Source organism: Streptomyces sp. NPDC091209 (assembly GCF_044757755.1).
GTDB lineage: Bacteria > Actinomycetota > Actinomycetes > Streptomycetales > Streptomycetaceae > Streptomyces.
Genome location: NZ_JBIVVR010000003.1, coordinates 388,361 through 408,178 on the forward strand (window position 1 = coordinate 388,361; position 19,818 = coordinate 408,178).

Consider the following 19,818-nt stretch of genomic DNA (forward strand, 5'->3'; position numbering starts at 1 on the left):
CCAGTAATGTGATGCAGGTCACACAATTCTCGTCCGGGCCGGGAAATAACCGGGGATCGTTTCCCCGTTTAGCCATACGTCCGAGCGAAACGGGGAGCGAATCCCCGGATCGCACTCAAGCTCCGAGATGCTTCGAGGAGTACGCCGTGGAGACCGCAACCCCCGTGCAGCGTCGAGTGGCCCGGCCCCGTGCCGATGCCCTGCGCAACCGGGAGCGGATCGTCGCCGCCGCCCGCGAGATGTTCGTCGAGTTCGGTGCCGAGGTGCCGTTCGACGAGATCGCCCGCAGGGCAGGTGTCGGCAACGCCACGGTGTACCGCAACTTCCCCGACCGCGACGCCCTCGCCCGCGAGGTCGTGTGCTCGGTGATGGACCGCACCTCGGAGTGGGTCGAGGAGGCGCTCGCCGCAGGCGGTGACGCCTTCGAGTCGCTGAGCGGCTTCGTGCACTTCGCCGCCGACGAGCGCATCGGTGCCCTGTGCCCGATGCTCTCCGAGAGCTTCGACCAGAACCATCCCGACCTGGTCGCCGCGCGCGACCGGATCACCGATCTGCTGCAGCAGCTGATGGCCCGCGCGCGCGAGGCCGGACAGCTGCGCCCCGACGTCGAGCTGGGCGATGTGATGATCGCCGTCAGTCAGCTCACCAGGCCGCTGCCCGGCACCGCGTGCCAGGGCATCGACCGCTTCGTGCACCGTCATCTGCAGCTGTTCCTGGACGGTATGCGGGCTCCGGCCCGCTCCGAACTGCCCGGAGTGGCCGCCAACCTGGAGGAACTGCGACGAGTGTGACCGGTGCCGGAGCGGCAGCCGAAGCGATCGGTCGATGGGCGACCGATGAGCCCGGCGCCCGGCGACAGTCAGAACTCGTAACCCGAACTCGTACTCGATAACGCACAACTCGACGCCCGTGCAGCCCGTACGCCTCGTACGGCCCGTACGTGTCACACGCGAGGCGCACTCGTCATCAGGGACGAGCCGCGCCGAGGCGCTCCCGGCCGTCACCGTCGACGAGCCGTCCCCTTTTCACTGAATTTTTCGCTACGAAGTCCCGGAGTGGGTACCCCCATGTCTGAAACACGAACCGCCAAGGCTGTCCCGGACCCAGCGTCCGACGCGCACAGCAACCGCTGGAAGGCGCTCGTCTTCATCGCGCTGGCCCAGCTGATGGTGGTGCTCGACGCCACCATCGTGAACATCGCGCTGCCCTCCGCCCAGCAGGACCTGGGTATTTCGGACGGCAACCGGCAGTGGGTCGTCACGGCCTATGCCCTCGCCTTCGGCGGTCTGCTCCTCTTCGGCGGCCGTATCGCCGACCTGTGGGGCCGTAAGCGGGCGTTCGTCGTGGGCCTGATCGGCTTTGCCGGGGCCTCCGCGCTCGGTGGCGCGGCGCAGAGCGGCGGGATGATGTTCGGCGCCCGCGCGCTTCAGGGTGCGTTCGGCGCGCTGCTCGCGCCCGCCGCGCTCTCGCTGCTGGCCGTGATGTTCACCGACGCCAAGGAGCGCGCCAAGGCCTTCGGCATCTACGGTGCGATCGCCGGTGGCGGCGGCGCCGTCGGCTTCATCCTCGGTGGTGTCCTCACCGAGTACCTGAACTGGCGCTGGACCTTCTTCGTCAACATCCCGTTCGCGATCATCGCGGCCGCGGGCGCGTACTTCGTCATCCGTGAGCCGAAGGGCGGACGCAACCGTTCGCCGCTCGACATCCCCGGTGTCGTCCTGTCCACCCTCGGTCTGGTCTCCCTCGTCTACGGCTTCACCCGCGCCGCGTCCGACGGCTGGGGCGACTCCATGACGATCGGCCTGTTCGTGGCCTCGGCCCTGCTGCTGGCCGCGTTCGTCCTCACCGAGTCCAAGGTCAAGGCCCCGCTGCTGCCCCTGCGCGTCATCACCGAGCGCAACCGCGGCGGCGTCTACCTCTCCCTCGGTCTCGCGATCATCGCGATGTTCGGCACCTTCCTCTTCCTCACGTACTACCTGCAGATCGTGAAGGGCTACTCGCCGATCTCGACCGGCTTCGCCTTCCTGCCGATGATCGCGGGCATGATCACGGGCTCCACACAGATCGGCGCCCGTCTGATGACCCGGGTCGCGCCGCGGCTGCTGATGGGCCCCGGCTTCCTGGTCGCCGCGGTCGGCATGCTGCTGCTCGCGCAGCTGGAGATCGGCTCGTCTTACGCGGCCCTGGTGCTGCCGGCGATGCTGCTGCTCGGCCTCGGCATGGGTACGGCGTTCATGCCCGCCATGTCGCTGGCCACGCACGGCATCGAGCCGCGTGACGCCGGTGTCGCCTCCGCGATGGTCAACACCTCGCAGCAGGTCGGCGGTGCGATCGGTACGGCCCTGCTGAACACGATCGCCGCCTCCGCGACCACCGCCTACATCAAGGACCACATGGCGGGCGCCGGCACCAAGGCGCAGCAGCAGCTCGTCCAGGCGGAGGGCATGGTGCACGGCTACAGCAACGCGATCTGGTTCGCCGTCGGCATCCTCGTGGTCGCCGCGGCAGTCGCCTTCACCCTGATCAACACCGGCCGTCCGGACGCCTCCGTGGTCGTCGGCTCCGGCACGGGCGAAGGCGCGCAGGACGAGCTGAAGGTGCCGGTCATCGCGCACTGACGGCTCTCGCTCACTCCGGGCACTTCGCGTACGGACGCGGGGTGGGGACGCCTGGTCCGTACGAGTCCGGGGACTGCCCCGGCTCCCAGCACAGGGAGCCGGGGCAGTCCCTTGTCCGGGTGTCCGGGCTCCCTGGGCGATCGGGGGTCTCGCGCAGCCGCTTCCCGCGTGAAGCGAGGGCCTAGCGCAGCCAGGGAAGATCCGCGCCCGCGTCCTTCGGCTGGAGTCCCTCGGCGATGATCCGCATGGCCTCGCCGAAGGCCTTCTGCTGGTCCGGGCCGAGCCGGTCGAACAGGGCCTGACGTACGGCGGCCACATGGCCCGGCGCCGTGCGCCGCAGGACTTCGTGACCGTCGTCGGTCAGGACGGCGAACTGCCCCCGCTTGTCGGACGGGCAGTCCTCCCGGCGCACCCAGCCGCTCTTCTCCAGACGGGCGATGGCGTGCGAGAGCCGGGAGCGGGTGATCTTCGCGTTCATGGCCAGTTCGGTCATCCGCAGCCGGCGGTGCGGTGCCTCGGCGAGCTGCACGAGCAGCCCGTAGTAGATGTGCGGCATGCCCGCGTCGCGCTGGAGCTGGCGGTCGAGGTGGTCCTCCAGGAGGGTCGTCGCGTGCATGTACGCGCGCCAGATGCGCTGTTCCTCGTCGGTGAGCCAGCGCGGCTCTTCAGCGGGAGCGGGTGCCGTGTTCATGTACTCCACTGTACGAGCCCATCCTTGAAACTTAAACGAACCAGTCGTAGTCTCGTATTCAAGAACTTGAGACTTTAAGCAACTGCTTCAAAGGTCAAGCACTGCCGCCGTACGATGGAACCCTCTGGAGGGAGCCGCCATGTCCGCAGCCACCGAGGGGCGCCCCGCACCGGAGCGCATGCCCGCCCTCTATCTCAGTCATGGTGCCCCGCCGCTCGCCGACGACCCGGTCTGGCCCGGACAGCTCGCCGCCTGGTCCGCCGACCTGCCCCGCCCCAAGGCGATCCTCATGGTCTCCGCCCACTGGGAGGAGGCCCCGCTCGCGCTCGGCGCGACCGAGTCGGTCCCCCTCGTGTACGACTTCTGGGGCTTCCCCGAGCACTACTACCAGGTGACGTACGCCGCCCCGGGTGCTCCGCGGCTCGCCGAATCCGTACGGAAACTGCTGCGTACGCCCGGTACGCCGGTGCAGGACATCCCGGACCGCGGACTCGATCACGGCGCCTACGTCCCCCTCGTGGAGATGTTCCCCGAGGCCGACATCCCGGTGCTCCAGATCTCCCTGCCCACGCTCGATCCGGTCCGGCTGTTCGACATCGGCCGGAAGCTGGCGCCGCTGCGCGACGAGGGCGTGCTGATCGTCGGCTCCGGCTTCTTCACCCACAATCTCGCGGCCCTGCGGCACATCGGCGAGGGCGTCCCCACCTGGTCGAGCGAGTTCGACGACTGGGGGCACCGCGCCCTTGAGGCCGGTGACGTGGACGCGCTGCTCGACTTCGAGCGCAAGTCCCCGGCGGGCCGTCTCGCTCACCCGCGGACCGAGCACTTCGCCCCGCTCTTCGTGACCATGGGTGCCGCGGACGCCTCCGGCGAGCTGGACGCGCAGCGGTCCGTGATCGACGGATTCTGGCTGGGGATGGCGAAGCGGTCGGTGCAGTTCGGCTGAGTGCCTTGCCTTCCTGAATCAGGGGCGACCCGAGTGTCAGCGGGTGAGTTCCTTCTCGTACCAGGCGACGTCCCAGTAGCGGCCGAACTTGCGGCCGACCTCCCGGTAGGTACCGACGTGCTGGAACCCGAAGCGTTCGTGCAGCCGCACGGACGCTTCGTTGGGCAGGGCGATGCCCGCGTAGGCCCGGTGCAGGTCCTCGGTCGCGAGCGCCGCGAACAGGGCTTCGTAGAGGAGCGTGCCGACGCCCCGGGCCACGGCGTCCGGGGCGACGTAGACCGTGACCTCGACGGAGGTCGCGTAGGCGGGCTTCACGCGAAAAGCGCTGGATGTGGCGTACCCGAGAATCCCCTGTGAATCCGTGTCCGTGGCAACCATCAGGCGGTGCGGTCCGTCTTCAGGGTGGGAGAGCAGCCAAGGACGACGTTCTTCCGGCGTGAAGACGCCGGTGTCGAATGTGATGGGTGTCTCACGTACGTAGTGGTTGTAGAGGTCCGTGAGCGCGTCGAGGTCGGCTGCGGTTCCCGGCCTGACCTGCACATCTGTACGTTCTGACCTCATCAGCCCTCCCGTGTGGTGCGACAGGGTACTGCATGATCAGAAAAATCAAGGTGCGGGTTGGGAATTCTGTCCTGATTCCAGTCGTTGTTTCCATCAGATGCCGGGCACCCGGGAGGGTGAAACCCGATGTCCAGGACCACCCGACAGCCCACCACGCAAGGGAGCACGCATGGCAACCCGTGCCGTCGCCCGTCGTAAGTCCGCCACCGGCGGGACCGCCGACGCGGCACGCAGTGTTCGCGCCGGAGGCGGCGAAATCGCCGACCGCGACCTGGTCGGCATGTACCTCGACGAGATCGCGCGAACACCGCTGCTCGACGCCGCCAAGGAAGTCGAGTTGTCCCAGGTCATCGAGGCGGGTGTGTTCGCACGGCAGATCCTCGACGGCGAGGCGGAGGCCAAGGTGGACGCGTCCCGCGAGGAGCTGGAGGCGCTGGTCGCCGACAGCGAGCGCGCGAAGGACGTCTTCATCCGCTCGAACCTCCGGCTGGTCGTGGCCGTGGCGCGCCGTTACCCGCGCAGCGGCCTGCCCCTGCTCGACCTGATCCAGGAGGGGAACGCCGGCCTGGTGCGCGCGGTCGAGAAGTTCGACTACCGCAAGGGCTTCAAGTTCTCGACGTACGCCACCTGGTGGATCCGGCAGGCCATCACCCGTTCCATCGCCGACCAGTCGCGCACGATCCGCCTCCCCGTCCACCTGGTCGAGGAACTGGGCAGGATCCGCCGCGTGCAGCGCGAGTTCAACCGTGAGAACGGGCGGGAGCCCGAGCACACGGAGATAGCCACCGAGCTCGGTTCGACGCCGGAGCGCGTGGGCGACGTGCTGGACTGGGCCCGCGACCCGGTCTCGCTGAACATGGCGGTGGACGACGAGGGCGAGACCCAGTTCGGCGACCTGCTGGAGGACACCTCGGCCGTGTCGCCCGAGCAGTCGGTTCTCACGCTGCTGCGCAGCGAGGAACTGGACGACCTGATCGGCCACCTCGACCAGCGCACCGCCTCCATCATCAAGATGCGGTACGGCATCGAGGACGGCCGGGAGCGCACGCTCACGGAGGTCGGCAAGGAGCACGGGCTCACGCGCGAGCGCATCCGCCAGATCGAGAAGCACGCCCTGCTCGAACTGAAGAAGCTGGCACGCGACACCGGATTCGACGCGGCGGCGTAGCGACAAAGACGCGGCGGCCCGGCGACGGAGGGACAGCGCGGGGACGTACGGGGCGAGGCGGGTGAGCGGGGTGAGTGGGCCGTACGGGTTCATTCACCGGGAAGGCTCGAAACCCGCCCTGCCCGGTCCGCGCACGGGCACGCCCGCCACGTTGGCCACAAGTCGACCAGACATGGCCATGTAAGGCCGCTTCAACCTGCTGGGCTCTGGGAACAAAACTTCCGGGTCCACGCTTCAGGACCCCGTCCGGGCGGAGGTACACCGCCCCATAGAGCCGAGTCCCGACGCACACCCCCCCCCGCGCCGGGACTCTCCCAGAGCCGAGCTTCGGCGCCTCCCCCCCTGGCGCCGAAGCTCGGCTCCACTTCTGTGTCGGGGGGCGGGTTCCGCTCCGGGGCGAGCCGACGGTTCGAGTCGACCCGATCCACCCGATCCAGCCGAGGACGCGCGCGGTGGGGTTTTCCGGGCAGGACAGGGGCGGGCCACCCCGAACCTGAACCCCGGGGTGACCCGGATGGCAGATTCTGCCACAGCGGCATAATCTGCCGTCCCCGACAGACCGGGCGGTGTCACCGGCCCGCGGAGCCCCGCCGGCCGTCACGTTCCGTCAGTCTGCGGCACTCCCCCCGCCCGGCTCAGTCGTGCACCCAAGTCCCTTACGTAATCCACCAGTTCTCTCGGCTCCCGGACCGTGAACTCGCAGCCGACCATCGCGATCCGTACCGCCAGCCATTCCACCGAGTCACTGGCGGAGGCGCGCAGGCGGCAGCGGTGCTCGTCGATCGGCTCGGGTGCGCCGACCCATGAGGGCACCCGAGCCGCGACGAACTCGGCCGGTGCGCCGAAGGTGACTTCGAACGCGTACGTCTCCTGACGCCGGTACATCGACTGCCGCAGGAATTCGGCGGCGTTCCCGGTGGGCAGGTCGCGGGGTGCGAACCTGGCCCCCGTCGCGAAGGGCTCGGTCACCCGGTCGACGCGGAAGGTCCGCCAGTCCTCACGGTCGAGGTCGTACGCGACGAGGTACCACCGCCTGCCGGTGGAGACCAGCCGGTAGGGCTCGGTCAGCCGCCGCGAGGGCGTTCCGTCCCCCGAGCGGTACGCGAACCGCAGCCGCTCCCCTCCGGCGATGCTCGACGCCATCACGGTCAGCGTCTCGGGCGCGATGCTCGCCCCGTCTCCGCTGGTCAGCGGTGTGGTCGCGGCCTGGAGCGTGGACACGCGATGACGCAGCCGGGACGGCAGCACCTGCTCCAGCTTGGCGAGGGCCCGTACGGAGGCCTCGTCCACGCCCGCGACGGCGTGCCCGGCGCCGGCCCGCAGGCCCACCGCGATGGCCACGGCCTCCTCGTCGTCCAGGACGAGCGGCGGCATCGCCTTGCCCGCCACCAGCCGGTAGCCGCCGTCCGCGCCCTTGGTCGCCTGCACCGGATAGCCCAGCTCGCGGAGCCGGTCGACGTCGCGGCGGACCGTGCGACGGGACACCCCGAGGCGCTCGGACAGCTCGCCGCCAGGCCATTCGCGGGGCGTCTGGAGGAGGGAGAGGAGCTGGAGAAGCCTGGCCGGTGTATCGGTCGTCATGTTGTCCAGGGTGCCGCACAACTAGGACATGATCTGACCTAATGGGGCCTTACCTTTACGGCATGACCTCCACCGACACCTCTGAGACAGCTCTCAGCAGCCCGACACCCGGCGCGGCGGCCGACCGGCGGCGCTGGTTCGCCCTCGCCATCGTGATGACCGCGGCCTTCATGGACCTGGTCGACGTCACGATCGTCAACATCGCGATCCCGTCGATCCAGCGGGACGCGGGCGCCACGTTCAGCCAGATCCAGTGGATCACCGCCGGCTATGCGCTGGCCTTCGCCGCGGGACTCATCACCGGTGGGCGGCTCGGCGACATCTACGGCCGCAAGCGGCTCTTCCTCCTCGGCATTGCCGGTTTCACGGTCGCGTCGGCGCTGTGCGGCTTCGCGGCGAACCCGGAGATGCTCGTCGCCTCGCGCATTCTGCAGGGCGCCATGGCCGCGATGATGGTGCCGCAGGTGCTGTCGATCGTGCACGCGACCTTCCCTGCGCACGAGCGCGGCAAGGTCTTCGGCCTCTTCGGCGCGATCGTCGGTCTGGGCGCGGTCTCGGGTCCGCTCCTCGGCGCACTGCTCATCGAGTGGAACCTCTTCGGCCTGGAGTGGCGGCCGATCTTCCTCATCAACCTGCCGGTCGGCATCGTCGCGCTGATCCTGGGCCGCCGCTTCATCAGCGAGTCCAAGGCCCCGCGGGCCCTCAAGCTCGACCTCGTCGGCGTCGCCCTCGTCACGCTCGGTCTGCTGATGCTGCTCTACCCGCTGACCCGCGGCCGTGAGCTGGGCTGGCCGCTGTGGGGATACGCGTCGATGGCCGGCTCCCTCGTCGTCTTCGCGGCGCTGGTGGCGTACGAGAAGCGGAAGACGGCGCGGGACGGTTCGCCGCTGGTCGAGCTGTCGCTGTTCAAGGTGAAGAGTTTCGCGGCGGGCATCGCCGTGCAGACCGTCTTCGGTATCGCCCTCGGCATCTTCTTCCTGGTCTGGACGATGTACATGCAGTTCGGGCTGGGCTGGAGCGCGCTGCGGGCGGGGCTGACCGGCGTGCCGTTCTCGATCGCCGTCTCGGCCGCGGCGGGCATGTCCGTGCAGCTGCTGGTTCCGCGTTTCGGACGCAAGGTGCTCCAGGCGGGCGCCCTGCTCATGGCGCTCGGAGTCCTGCTCTACATCTGGGAGTCCGACCGGTACGGCATGTCCATCGCCTCCTGGCAGATGGCCCTTCCGCTGGTGGTCATGGGCGCGGGCATGGGCTTCATCGTCGCACCGCTGACGGACGCGGTGCTCTCGGAGGTCCCGCGTGAGCACGCGGGCTCGGCGTCGGGCCTGATCAACACCGTGCAGCAGATGGGCAACGCGCTCGGCCTCGGCCTGGTCTCGGTCGTCTTCTTCGGCGAGATCAGCGACCACCTGACCCGCGCCCAGGTGGGACCGGCCTTCGCCAACGCCTTCGAGCACGCGCTGGGCTGGGTGGCCGCGGTGCTGGCCGTCATCTTCCTGCTGATGTTCGCCCTGCCGAAGCGGCCGGCACAGCACGTGGAGGGCGCGCAGGACGAGACGGACACCCAAGTCCAAGACCAGAACCAGGATCAGGATCAGAGCCAGAACCGGAACCAGAATCCGGACCAGGGCTCGAACGACGGCCCGAACGAGGGTCCGAACCAGGACCGGAAGCCGGAATTCGTCGGCTGATCCCTGGCCGGTCCGCCATCACCCGCGCGACGCGGAGGTCCGAACCGGAAGGGGCCCCGGCACCTCAGGTGCCGGGGCCCCTTCCGGTGTCAGCCCAGTCGTGCCGCGCGTCGTTCCATCGCGTTCCGGGCCGCGTCCTCCGTCGCGTACACCTCGCACATGTGCCGCCGGTCGGGCGTCGCCGTGTGCTCGACCTCCCACAGGGAGATCTCCTGCCCGTCGCGCAGCAGGAACGCGTGCTCGTAGAGCGAGAAGCACAGCCCGGCCTGACCGGCGCGGCAGGGGCGTCCGAAGGCCTGGGTGATCTGGTGCGCGAACGCCTCCCGGAGCAGGAGGGTCGTGAGGTCGGCGTCCGGCCGGTCCGGATTCTCCGCGCGCCGCAGAAGCCGGCGCGCGTGATCGGCGGAGTCGTCGGGCACGTAGGTGTGGCGCGGCTCGGGGATCGACGACAACTGCACGAACACGGGCAGCTCGAAGTCCGGCGCGTCCGGCGGGAGAGGGAGCCGGGCCGTGGCGGCGCGCAACTCCTCCTCGTCGACGTAGACCTCGTGCTGTGCGTCACGCCCGGTCGCCGTGTTGTGCACAAGCTCCCACAGCGTGACGGCGGAACCGTCGGCGAGCAGCCATGTGTGCCGGTACGTCTCCCGGTGCAGCCCCGCGCTGTGGTGCGCGGAGTGCAGCGAACTGTCGTGCGCCAGCGCGCAGTCGAGTCGCCGTATCGCCTCGTCGGGCAGCTCGAACGAGTTCAGGGCGCGGCCCAGAAGTCGTTCGAGATGCTCCTCCGGAGACTCGGGCGACTCGGGTGGTTCGTACGCTGCCGTCTCGTACGGAACGCTCAAGGTTTCTCCCGGCGTTGCTGCATGTCACCTTGTGGGTGCATACCGTAGCCCCTCGGTCGGACATCATGTCCGCGAACCGAGAAAACGTACGGACGGAAAACGGGCGGGCCGAGCGGCGAGTTCCCGCGCCGCTCGCACGGACGTCAAAAGACCCTCGTCAGACGGCACTTCCGGCGGTGCGCGCGCTCCGCGAAAGGATCCAGCCGCGGAGCACATTGTCCGGCACGACGGTCTTGTCGGACCGGTCCCCGACCGCTACGACGCCCCCGGCGGGCGAGTCGCGATCCGTGCCGGTGCGCGGAGAGCGCGAACGGCGGCACAACGGCTTCCCGCCGCCGCAAGCCGAACGCCCTCCCCCCTGAGCACCCTCCCTCGTCGAACACCGTCACCCATCCGAACACCCTCACCCATCCGATGCCATCACCCATCCGAACGCCATCACGTGGAGGAACCGGGACGATCATCCAACTGGCCTTCCCCGTAGAGCTCTTCGTAGGACGGCCAGGTCCCGCCCGGCCCGTCCACCGACTCCGCGGCGCGTACGGCGCGCACGATCGCGCGCGTCACCAGGTCCGCGCCCGCCGCGAGGATCTCGTTGAGCGCCAGGGGATTCCCGGCGGCGAGCTGCCGGGCGCCCGTGGCCAGCGCGAACACCGTGTCCCCGTCGTTCAGCAGATGCACCGGCCGTACGGCCCGCGCGATGCCGTCGTGCGCGGTCCCCGCGAGCTTCTGCGCCTGCGCCCGCGTCAGATCGGCGTCGGTGGCGACGACGGCGAGCGTGGTGTTCAACGGCGGCGGCGCGTTCCTCGCGGCGGCCTCCGCGAGCCGCAACCGGGCGGCCTCGCGCACCGGAGCGGACGGACCCGCGGTCCGTCCTCGCGTCAACTCCCCGTACAGCGCCCCCGTTTCCGGTTCGACCACCGAACCCGCCGCGTTGGCCACCACCAGCGCGGCCACCGTGATGCCCGACTCCAGTACGGCACCAGCCGTCCCGACCCCGCCCTTGAGCTGTCCGACCACCGCCCCGGTGCCGGCGCCCACACCTCCCTCCCGCACCGGCGCGCCCAGGGCGCTCGCGTCGGCCGCCTCGACCGCGGCGCGCCCGGTGCCGGCGTCCGGCCGTGACCGGAAGTCACCACCACGCCCGAGATCGAAGACGCAGGCGGCCGGCACGACGGGCACGACGTGCGCCGGGTCCGGACCCACCCGCACTCCGCGCCCCCGCTCCTCCAGCCACGCCATCACACCGGACGCCGAGTCCAGCCCGTACGCGCTGCCGCCGGTCAGCACGACCGCCTCGATCCTCTGCACGAGGTTGCGCGGATCGAGCGCGTCCGTCTCCTTGGTGCCGGGCCCGCCGCCGCGCACGTCCACGGCGGCGATCACCCCTCCCTCGGGAGCGAGCACCACCGTCGTCCCAGTGAGCCAACCGTCCCCGGTACGCGTCGCGTGTCCCACCCGCAGACCCGCGACATCTGTCAGAGCCTCAACTGTCATGCGCCCAGTGTTCCCCGGCCGCGGACCCCGGCAGCGACAGCGTGTATGCCCTGGCGCCGACTAGGACGGCGTGCCGCCCTTCCCACGCGCCGACTCGGACGGTGTGCCGCCCCTTCCGCGCGTCCGTGTCGGCTTCCTACGTGCCTCTTGTGACGCCACCCGCGGCTTCCCGCGGCACCATCCGCGTCCTCATCACCACCCCGACCGCCACGGCCAGTGCCGAGACGATGCCCGCGGCGAGTACGGCCCAGTCGCCCAGGAAGGTGCACAGGATCACGAGCAGCGCGGTGGTCGGCAGAACGAGCTGCTGGGCGATGCCGACCTTGAAGTGCCGGGAGTGCAGCGCCCAGACGGCGAGGAAGTACAGCGCGGTCGGCAGCGTCACCGCGGCGGACGCCGAGAGCGCGGAGATGTGCGCCGTGCCGACCGTCTGCTCCACCGCGACCTCCAGACCCGCCCCGATCGCGGCAGCCGAAGCGAAGATCAGATAGTGGCCGTATCCCCACAGGAAGGCCTGCCCGTTGGACCGCAGATGCCCGTGGATCGGCACCGCGAAGTAGATCCACCAGGCGGAGAACACGATCAGCAGCCCACCCGCGGCGATGGGCAGCAGCTCGCCCAGCGCGTCGTGCTCGTCGACGGCCGACTTGACCGCGACGGTGGCGGCGGCGACGGTCTCGCCCAGCACGATGATCGTGAACAGTCCGTACCGTTCGGAGATGTGGTGCGGATGCCAGGACGTGGTGAAAGCCTTCTCCGCGAACACCGGGACGCACAGCTCCGCGACAGCCACCACGAGGAACACCCAAGGGCGGCCCGGCTCCGGCACGAACAGCAGGCCGAGCCAGCCGACCTGGCACAGCAGTACACCGCCCGCGTACCGCAGGGCCATGGTTCTCTCGGCTCCCTCGGTGGACCGCGCCACCCGAAGCCATTGCGCGATCATCGCGAACCGCATGATCGCGTAGCCCAGCCAGACGACCAGGAAGTCGTGGCTCTCGAACGCTTTGGACACCCCGGCCGCGAGCACCAGGACACCCGAGATCTGCACCAGCGTGACGATCCGGTAGAGAACGTCGTCATTGTCGTAGGCCGACGCGAACCAACTGAAGTTCATCCAGGCCCACCAAATGGCGAAGAAGATCATCGCGTAGTCGAGGATGCCCTCGCCCGCGTGCCCTTCCGCCACGGCGTGCACCAGCTCTGCGCCCGCCTGGGCGATGGCCACCACGAAACACAGGTCGAACAGGAGCTCCAGCGGCGACGCGACCCGGTGCGCCTCGTCGCGGCCGCGGGCGGTCATTCTGCGCAGCGGCCGGTGGCCCGCGGGCCGTGGTGTCGCGGCGGGTTCCGGAGTGGGACGGGACGTCATACGGCCAAGCACAGCAGAAAAGCGCCGCACATTCTTGTGGATGCGTTCACAAGCGCTTCTGGGGTCCGAGGTCCGACGAGATGCCAGGTCAGAGGTGTCACGGGAATCCGAACCCGCCGGACCGGAGGGCCTTCGGCGCTGCTCGCGGCGATCCGGTGCCGGGTCCCTCGTGGAGGCCCCGGGCCGCCCACCCGAGCCCGGTGGTCGCGCGTCCGCCGTGGCGGCGAGTCGCCCGACCGGATCCGGGTGGGCCGTAGGGCTCGCGGCGTACCCTTGGGGCATGAGTCCCGCCCCCGCCCCCGAACCGCGCGATCCGAAGTCGGCACTGGTCTTCGACGATCCGCTGAGCCAGCAGTCCTCGGACGATACGGACCGTGGGTGGGGTGAGCGGGCCGACAGCACCGGTGACAGTGCCGCCGACCTGAAGCGCTTCCTCGACGAGAAGCCGCCCCACCACCTCTGAGTCCGGCCCCCGGATTCACGGCTCCTGGATTCCAGTCTCCCGCTTGCCCGGATTTCGGTCCGGCTCCCGGATCCCATCTCTCCGGTCTCGCGACCCCTGGAATCCCGGCCCCTGGAATCCGGCCCCCCGGTCCTCTGACCGCTGGGCTCCGGGCCCCCGGTCTCCCGGCGTCGGCGCTCCCCTGGTTTCCGGGTTGGCGCCCACGGCTTCGCCGTCAGTACTCGCGGCGTCCCGGACCGCGCTGGGCGACCAGCGCGTCGCGGATCTCCTTCAGCACCTCCAGCTCGGACACCTCGATCACCTCGTGCGTGCCTTCCTTCGCCTTCTGGCGAGCCGCCTGCCGGGCCAGGAACTTGGCCATCGGCAGCACCATCAGGAAGTAGACGACGGCCGCGGTGATCACGAAGCTGAGCGTGGCGCCCAGCACCGAGCCCCACATGAGGCTGATGCCGGTGGCGGTCGTGCCGCTGCCTCGGCACGGGCTCTCCAAGCAGGAGCTGTAACTGTCGAGGTTCTTCGTACCGACAGCACCGACCAGCGGGTTGATGATCCCCTTCACCACGGAGTTGACGATGTTGGTGAAGGCAGCGCCGATGACCACGGCGACGGCCAGGTCGATGACGTTGCCACGCATCAGGAAGGCCTTGAAGCCCTCCCACACGCCGGGCTGCTTGTTTACGCTCACTAGGAGGCCCCTCCGCACAGGTTGTGGAACAAACAGCTCCGCAACCTACGGCAGGGCCTGTCGGGCCAATCCAACTGGGTCGCTCGAACGAGGGACTTGACACAGTTTCGGCACTCATCGCAGCGTCACCGCCAGCCGTGATGTGGTGCCGGCACCGGCCAGCCGTGCGGCCGTCGCGCGTGGGACGGAGAGGACGACCAGCGCTCCGGTGTCGGTGGCGCCGACGTCTGGAACACCCGTGACCCGCGCCCCGTTCGCGACCACCCGTACCTTGCCGTCGCTGTCCGCTGCGACCACGTCGACCCGGTCACCGGGACGCAACAGGCTCACCGTGGCGCCGTCCGCGATCCGGACCGGCGCCCTCACCGTCTCGACCGCGCCCGGGCCCCGTACCGGCGCCGAATCGGGGGTTGGGGCGGACGCGGATGCGGCAGGGGTCGCGGACGTCGGATGTCCGCGCGCCGGCTCGGCGTCACCCGGGCCGGCCGCCACGAGGGCGGCCGCCGTCGTCGCCAGGCAGGCGGCGACCGCCCGCCTCCTGTGCCGGGCGAGAAGGCGTGGCCGGTAGCGCCCGCCCCGCACACGGACGGGCGCGAAGTGCGGCACCTCGCAAGTAGGAGGCGCGTCCGCGCCGGGCGGGCGGATGAGGGGAGAGAGCTGTGCCATGGTGACCACCACCTGCGACGAGGAATCGGCTTGCGATCCCACGATGAGGTCTCGCGGCGAAGCCCGTCGGCGTCCGTGGATCACCGAGGGATTGTGGACAACTCCCTCACCCGAACGGGAGGCTCCGCCCGTGTTCCGGGCCGAGGATCCCCGCCGCCACGACGGCGGGGCCAGGGCGACGGCGAGTGTCACAGGTCCGGCCAGGGTCACCGCGACGGCGAGGACCACCGCGGTGGCAGGGTCACGGCGACCGCCCCAAGGCCCAGGTGCCTGCCGCCTGCCGCCTGCCGCCTGCCGCCTGCCGCCTGCCGCCCTCCGGGATCGGGATCGGGATCCGGATCGGACGCGGCAGGACGGGACGGGGCGGGACGAGAGTCCGGTCAGGGCCCGGTGGTCGTAGTGGCGGCCGTCGTCACGGCAGCTCGAAGCCCGGATCCATCCCGCCCAGGGCCGTCGTGCACAGGCAGTCCCGCGCTCCGTTCGTCGGCAGTGCCGCGACCGCGTCGAAGAGCACGCCCCGCAGCCGGTCCACGTTCGCCGCGAACACCTTCAGCACCTCGTCGTGGGAGACGCCCTCGCCGGTTTCGGCCCCGGCGTCGAGGTCGGTGACCAGCGTCAACGACGTGTAGCAGAGCTCCAGTTCACGGGCGAGAGCGGCCTCGGGGTGCCCGGTCATGCCGACCACCGACCAGCCCTGCGCCTGATGCCAGAGCGATTCGGCCCGGGTGGAGAACCGCGGACCCTCTATGACCACGAGGGCGCCGCCGTCCACCGGCTCCCAGTCCCGTCCGCGCGCCGCTTCCAGGGCGGCCGCGCGTCCGACCGGGCAGTACGGGTCGGCCAGCGACACGTGCACCACGTTCGGCACCGAGCCGTCCGGCAGCGGCAGCCCGTCGAAGTAGGACTGCGGCCGTGACTTCGTGCGGTCCACGAACTGGTCCGGAACGAGCAGGGTTCCGGGCCCGTACTCCGGCCGCAGTCCGCCGACGGCGCAGGGGCCGAGGATCTGGCGGGCGCCGACGGAGCGCAGGGCCCACAGGTTGGCCCGGTAGTTGATGCGGTGCGGCGGCAGATGGTGGCCGCGGCCGTGGCGGGGGAGGAAGGCGACCCGCCGGCCGGCGATCTCGCCGAGGAACAGGGAGTCGCTGGGCGGCCCGTAAGGGGTGTCCACCTGCAGCTCGGTCACGTCGTCGAGGAAGGAGTAGAAGCCCGAGCCGCCGATGACACCGATCTCGGCCAGAGCCGTCGACTGCTCCCCGGCCGGGGTCTGTGGGTTCTCCGTGTTCGCCATGAACGGCACCCTAGCCGGACGGGGGAACGCCGAGGACCCCGTCGTCGTACGACGACGGGGTCCTCGGGAAACGAGCTGGTGGGGCCTCACGGAGACGGCCGCCCGGAACGGGTGTCCCGGCGGACCGAGGAGGCCCTAAGCGGCGGAGCTGCTGGACGAGCCGGTGCCCGAGGACTTCGCGTCCGAGGACGACGACGTGGACGTCGACGACGAGGACTTCGAGTCCGACGAGGACGTGGACGTCGACGGCTTCGAGGCCGGCGAGCTGCTCGACGAGGAGCCGCGGCTGTCATTGCGGTAGAAGCCGGAGCCCTTGAAGACAATGCCGACGGCCGAGAACACCTTCTTCAGGCGGCCGCTGCAGTCCGGGCATTCGGTCAGGGCGTCATCGGTGAACTTCTGCACCGCCTCGAGGCCCTCGCCGCACGCGGTGCACTGGTACTGGTAGGTCGGCACTTGTCTTCCTCCTGGCACTCTCACTCAGTGAGTGCTAACGACGGTCCATACTGACGTATTCCGCGAGATCAGTCCACTGTCACCGGCACGCGGTGACCGACGCCACGTGCGACGGCACGGGTCGGGGCCTGTGTGGCGAGGCGTGAACGAAGTGACACCAGGGTCGCCAGAGCCAGTGCCGTACCGGCCATCGGCACCAGGAATCCGGCACCGTCCCAGAGCCTGTCCTCCAGTTGTCCGGCGACCGTGACGGCCGCGGCCTGGCCGAGCGCGACGGCGCCGGTGAGCCAGGTGAAGGCCTCGGTGCGAGCGCCCTGCGGAACCAGGCTCTCGACCAGGGTGTAGCCGGTGATCAGGGTCGGGGCGATGCACATACCGACGACGAGACCGAGGCCGGCGAGCACGATCACCGAGTTGGCCGCCCACAGTCCGGAGGCGGCCAGTGCGAGGGCGGCGTACCCGAGGACGAGCCGTCGCTGCGGGGCCACCTTCCAGGCGACGGCGCCGCAGACGATGCCCGAGAGCATGTTGCCCGCCGCGAAGACGCCGTACAGGACACCGTTCAGGCCGGGCTCGCCGATCGACTCGCTGTACGCGGCCAGTGAGACCTGCATGCCGCCGAAGACCGAGCCGATGCCCAGGAAGGTCATGATCAGGACGCGCACTCCGGGGATCCGCAGAGCGGAACCGTGTTCCACGCGCGCGTGCCCGTCGAGGGCGACCGAGGGCTGTGTGCTCTTCTGCGCGGCGAACAGCAGTCCGCCGATCAGGGTCAGCGAGGCCTCCGTCAGCAGGCCTGCGGCGGGGTCGACGGCCGTGCACAGCGCCGTGGCGAGCAGGGGGCCGAAGACGAAGGTCAGCTCGTCCGTGACGGACTCGAAGGCCGCCGCGGTCGGCATCAGGGGTGAGCCCTGAAGCTTCACGCCCCAGCGGGCGCGCACCATGGGGCCGACCTGCGGCACCGAGGCGCCGGTCGGTACGGCGGCAACGAAGAGCGCCCACAAGGGGGCGCCCGTCAGCGCGAGCACGGTCAGGGAGAAGCCGGACACGGCGTGCACGAGGACGCCGGGCAGCAGGACGGCCCGCTGTCCGTGCCGGTCGGCCAGGCGCCCGGTGAACGGCGCGAACAGTGCCATGGAGACACCGGTGACGGCGGCGACCGCGCCGGCCGCACCGTACGAACCGGTGGTGTGCTGCACGAGCAGCACGATGGAGATCGTCAGCATGGCGAACGGCTGGCGTGCGGCGAAGCCGGGGAGCAGGAACGTCCAAGCGCCGCGGGTGCGCAGCAGCTGTCCGTATCCAGGACGGGAGGTGACCGTGGATGCCACGGCCCGTGCCTTTCTGCCGCCTGGTAGCGCGCCCGTGCGGGGGGCGCCGAGAGCTGTCCTCTTGCGCGGATCTGCGGTAGATACCGGCGTCTCCTGCGGGAGGACGTCACGGCCGCCATACGGTCGCGCCAGCTCTGCGTCAGGCAGAGTTGGTTCGATCAAGGTGTGCCTTCATCGTACAGGGGGCGGGTGTCGCCGCACCTGTGAAAATGAGCACCACGAGATCGCGCGCCTGTGAATGCCCCGCCGCGCTTCGTAAGGTCTCGTTCGTTATCTCGTAAGAAGCGCGTCCGGTGTCCCGTGGCAGACCGTCCGGCGTCGCGTCACAGGCCTGTTCGGTGCCTCGTCCGGTGTTCCGTCCCGCCGTCACCGCTGCCGAGCCAGTCGGCGAGCTTGCCGCCCTGGCCCACCGCGCGCAGTCGCCTCTCGGCCGCGTCCCGGACCGGGTCGGTCGCCACCACCAGTAGTTCGTCGCCGAGCCGCAGCACGGTCGTGGGCATCGGTACGAAGGACTTCGCGTCGCGGACGACGAGGGTGACCGCCGCGCCCGGGGGCAGTCGCAGCTCGCCCACCTCGACACCGTGCATCCGTGACCCCATGGGGATCGCGACGGACAGCAGATGGCCGCGCAGCCGTTCCAGGGGCGCCGATTCGATGCCCAGGTCGGCGGCTCCGGGGGACTCTCCGAGACGGAGTTTGCGGGCCAGCCAGGGCAGGGTCGGGCCCTGGACGAGGGTGTAGACGACGACCAGGACGAAGACGATGTTGAAGATCCGCTTGCTCTCGGCGATGCCGCTCACCATCGGGATCGTCGCCAGGATGATGGGTACGGCGCCGCGCAGCCCGGCCCAGGACAGCAGCACCTGCTCCTGCCACGGGATGCGGAAGGGCAGCAGTGCGGCGACGACGCTCAGCGGCCGGGCCACCATGGTCAGCACCAGGCCGATGACGAGCGCGGGCCAGACGTCGTCGCCCATCTCGTGCGGGGTGACCAGCAGGCCGAGCAGCACGAACATGCCGATCTGGGCGATCCAGCCGAGCCCCTCGGCGAAGCCGCGCGTGGCGGGCCAGTGCGGCAGCTTCGCGTTGCCGAGCAGCACGGAGGCGAGGTAGACGGCGAGGAAGCCACTGCCGTGCGCGAGCGCCCCGGCGGCGTACGCCACGACCGCGATCGCCATCACGGCGATGGGGTAGAGGCCGGAGGCCGGCAGCGCCACGTGCCGCAGCGCGTACGCGCCCAGCCAGCCGACCGCGAGGCCGACGGCGGCGCCGATGGCCAGCTCCAGCGCTATCTCGCCGAGCAGCACGTACCAGTGCTCGACCGGTCCCGCGGTGGAGAACGCGACGACGAGGATGACCACCGGGGCGTCGTTGAAGCCCGACTCGGCCTCCAGGATGCCCGTCACGCGCGCGGGGAGGGGGATCTTCCGCAGCACCGAGAAGACCGCGGCGGCGTCCGTCGACGAGACGACCGCCCCGATGATGAGCGCCTGCCGCCACTCGAGACCGATCAGGTAGTGCGCGGCCGAGGCCGTGACACCGACGCTCACCGCGACGCCCACCACCGCCAGCGAGGAGGCCGCCGGCAGGGCCGGTCTGATCTCCTTCCACTTCGTGCCGAGACCGCCCTCGGCCAGGATCACGACCAGGGCCGCGTACCCGATGACCTGGGTCAGCTCGGCGTTGCTGAAGTGGATGTCGCCGACTCCGTCCTGGCCGATCGCGACGCCGATCCCCAAGTAGACGAGCAGCGTGGGAAGCCCGCTGCGTGAGGAGATCCGGACCGCCGCCACCGCGAAGAGCAGGACGAGCGAGCACACGAGCAGGAGCTGGTTGAGGTGGTGGACAGTCAGGGGCTGTTCCTTTCTCGCCGATCCGGTCGCGCCGAGGGCGGTCTCCGGATCCGAGCACCGGAAGCCGGCCACTTCAGTGCAAGTACTTCGTTACCTTACCTAACTCTTGACG

18 protein-coding genes are annotated in these 19,818 nt (G+C 70.1%); 6 read left to right on the forward strand and 12 right to left on the reverse strand.

Features of this window, described 5'->3' with window-relative positions; translation table 11 throughout:
• Positions 1–146 precede the first annotated feature (146 nt).
• A complete protein-coding gene (locus tag ACIQRL_RS11890; protein WP_401330325.1) occupies positions 147–791 on the forward strand; it encodes a TetR/AcrR family transcriptional regulator in 645 nt (214 codons plus the stop codon).
• Between the two features lie 276 nt (positions 792–1,067).
• Complete coding sequence (locus ACIQRL_RS11895; RefSeq protein WP_401330327.1) at positions 1,068–2,618, forward strand: MFS transporter; 1,551 nt, start codon at positions 1,068–1,070, stop codon at positions 2,616–2,618.
• 181 nt (positions 2,619–2,799) lie between these two features.
• Here the strand turns inward: ACIQRL_RS11895 and ACIQRL_RS11900 are convergent, their stop codons facing one another.
• Complete coding sequence (locus tag ACIQRL_RS11900; RefSeq protein ID WP_401330330.1) at positions 2,800–3,309, reverse strand: MarR family winged helix-turn-helix transcriptional regulator; 510 nt, start codon at positions 3,307–3,309, stop codon at positions 2,800–2,802.
• A 139-nt stretch (positions 3,310–3,448) separates the two neighbouring features.
• On the opposite strand from ACIQRL_RS11900, the gene ACIQRL_RS11905 reads away from it, so the two are divergent.
• Positions 3,449–4,255, forward strand: coding sequence for a dioxygenase (locus tag ACIQRL_RS11905; protein ID WP_401330333.1), 807 nt, complete (start codon positions 3,449–3,451; stop codon positions 4,253–4,255).
• Between the two features lie 36 nt (positions 4,256–4,291).
• Here the strand turns inward: ACIQRL_RS11905 and ACIQRL_RS11910 are convergent, their stop codons facing one another.
• Positions 4,292–4,816, reverse strand: coding sequence for a GNAT family N-acetyltransferase (locus ACIQRL_RS11910; protein WP_401330336.1), 525 nt, complete (start codon positions 4,814–4,816; stop codon positions 4,292–4,294).
• A gap of 169 nt (positions 4,817–4,985) precedes the next feature.
• Here ACIQRL_RS11910 and ACIQRL_RS11915 point away from each other — a divergent pair, with 169 nt between their 5' ends.
• Positions 4,986–5,984, forward strand: a complete 999-nt coding sequence (locus tag ACIQRL_RS11915; RefSeq protein WP_401330339.1) for an RNA polymerase sigma factor RpoD/SigA — start codon at positions 4,986–4,988, stop codon at positions 5,982–5,984.
• Between the two features lie 597 nt (positions 5,985–6,581).
• Here ACIQRL_RS11915 and ACIQRL_RS11920 read toward each other — a convergent pair.
• Positions 6,582–7,565 carry a helix-turn-helix transcriptional regulator gene (locus ACIQRL_RS11920; protein WP_401330342.1) on the reverse strand — a complete coding sequence of 328 codons (984 nt, stop codon included), beginning with the start codon at positions 7,563–7,565 and terminating at the stop codon, positions 6,582–6,584.
• 62 nt (positions 7,566–7,627) lie between these two features.
• On the opposite strand from ACIQRL_RS11920, the gene ACIQRL_RS11925 reads away from it, so the two are divergent.
• Complete coding sequence (locus tag ACIQRL_RS11925; protein WP_401330345.1) at positions 7,628–9,253, forward strand: MFS transporter; 1,626 nt, start codon at positions 7,628–7,630, stop codon at positions 9,251–9,253.
• Positions 9,254–9,342: 89 nt separating this feature from the next.
• On the opposite strand, the gene ACIQRL_RS11930 is transcribed toward ACIQRL_RS11925, so the two are convergent.
• From ACIQRL_RS11930 to ACIQRL_RS11940, 3 genes are all read right to left on the reverse strand, one after another.
• Entirely contained in the window at positions 9,343–10,092 is a 750-nt protein-coding gene (locus tag ACIQRL_RS11930; protein WP_401330348.1) for a DUF6227 family protein, read from the reverse strand.
• Between the two features lie 438 nt (positions 10,093–10,530).
• Positions 10,531–11,589, reverse strand: a complete 1,059-nt coding sequence (locus ACIQRL_RS11935; protein WP_401330351.1) for a P1 family peptidase — start codon at positions 11,587–11,589, stop codon at positions 10,531–10,533.
• Between the two features lie 136 nt (positions 11,590–11,725).
• A complete protein-coding gene (locus tag ACIQRL_RS11940; RefSeq protein ID WP_401330353.1) occupies positions 11,726–12,961 on the reverse strand; it encodes a low temperature requirement protein A in 1,236 nt (411 codons plus the stop codon).
• A 280-nt stretch (positions 12,962–13,241) separates the two neighbouring features.
• On the opposite strand from ACIQRL_RS11940, the gene ACIQRL_RS11945 reads away from it, so the two are divergent.
• Positions 13,242–13,424, forward strand: coding sequence for a hypothetical protein (locus tag ACIQRL_RS11945; RefSeq protein WP_401330356.1), 183 nt, complete (start codon positions 13,242–13,244; stop codon positions 13,422–13,424).
• Positions 13,425–13,638: 214 nt separating this feature from the next.
• Here the strand turns inward: ACIQRL_RS11945 and mscL are convergent, their stop codons facing one another.
• The 6 genes from mscL to ACIQRL_RS11975 all read right to left on the reverse strand — a co-directional run bounded on the left by mscL (position 13,639) and on the right by ACIQRL_RS11975 (position 19,778).
• Positions 13,639–14,109 (reverse strand): large conductance mechanosensitive channel protein MscL, encoded by a 471-nt coding sequence (gene mscL, locus ACIQRL_RS11950; protein WP_401330358.1) that lies wholly within the window; start codon positions 14,107–14,109, stop codon positions 13,639–13,641.
• Between the two features lie 114 nt (positions 14,110–14,223).
• Entirely contained in the window at positions 14,224–14,775 is a 552-nt protein-coding gene (locus ACIQRL_RS11955) for a hypothetical protein (RefSeq protein WP_401330361.1), read from the reverse strand.
• Positions 14,776–15,187: 412 nt separating this feature from the next.
• Complete coding sequence (locus ACIQRL_RS11960; protein WP_401330363.1) at positions 15,188–16,066, reverse strand: S-methyl-5'-thioadenosine phosphorylase; 879 nt, start codon at positions 16,064–16,066, stop codon at positions 15,188–15,190.
• Positions 16,067–16,201: 135 nt separating this feature from the next.
• Positions 16,202–16,522, reverse strand: coding sequence for an FmdB family zinc ribbon protein (locus ACIQRL_RS11965; protein WP_401330366.1), 321 nt, complete (start codon positions 16,520–16,522; stop codon positions 16,202–16,204).
• A 68-nt stretch (positions 16,523–16,590) separates the two neighbouring features.
• A complete protein-coding gene (locus tag ACIQRL_RS11970) occupies positions 16,591–17,853 on the reverse strand; it encodes an MFS transporter (RefSeq protein WP_401330368.1) in 1,263 nt (420 codons plus the stop codon).
• 323 nt (positions 17,854–18,176) lie between these two features.
• Positions 18,177–19,778: a potassium/proton antiporter gene (locus ACIQRL_RS11975; protein ID WP_401330371.1), complete on the reverse strand. Its 1,602-nt coding sequence runs from the start codon at positions 19,776–19,778 to the stop codon at positions 18,177–18,179.
• Positions 19,779–19,818: the final 40 nt, after the last annotated feature.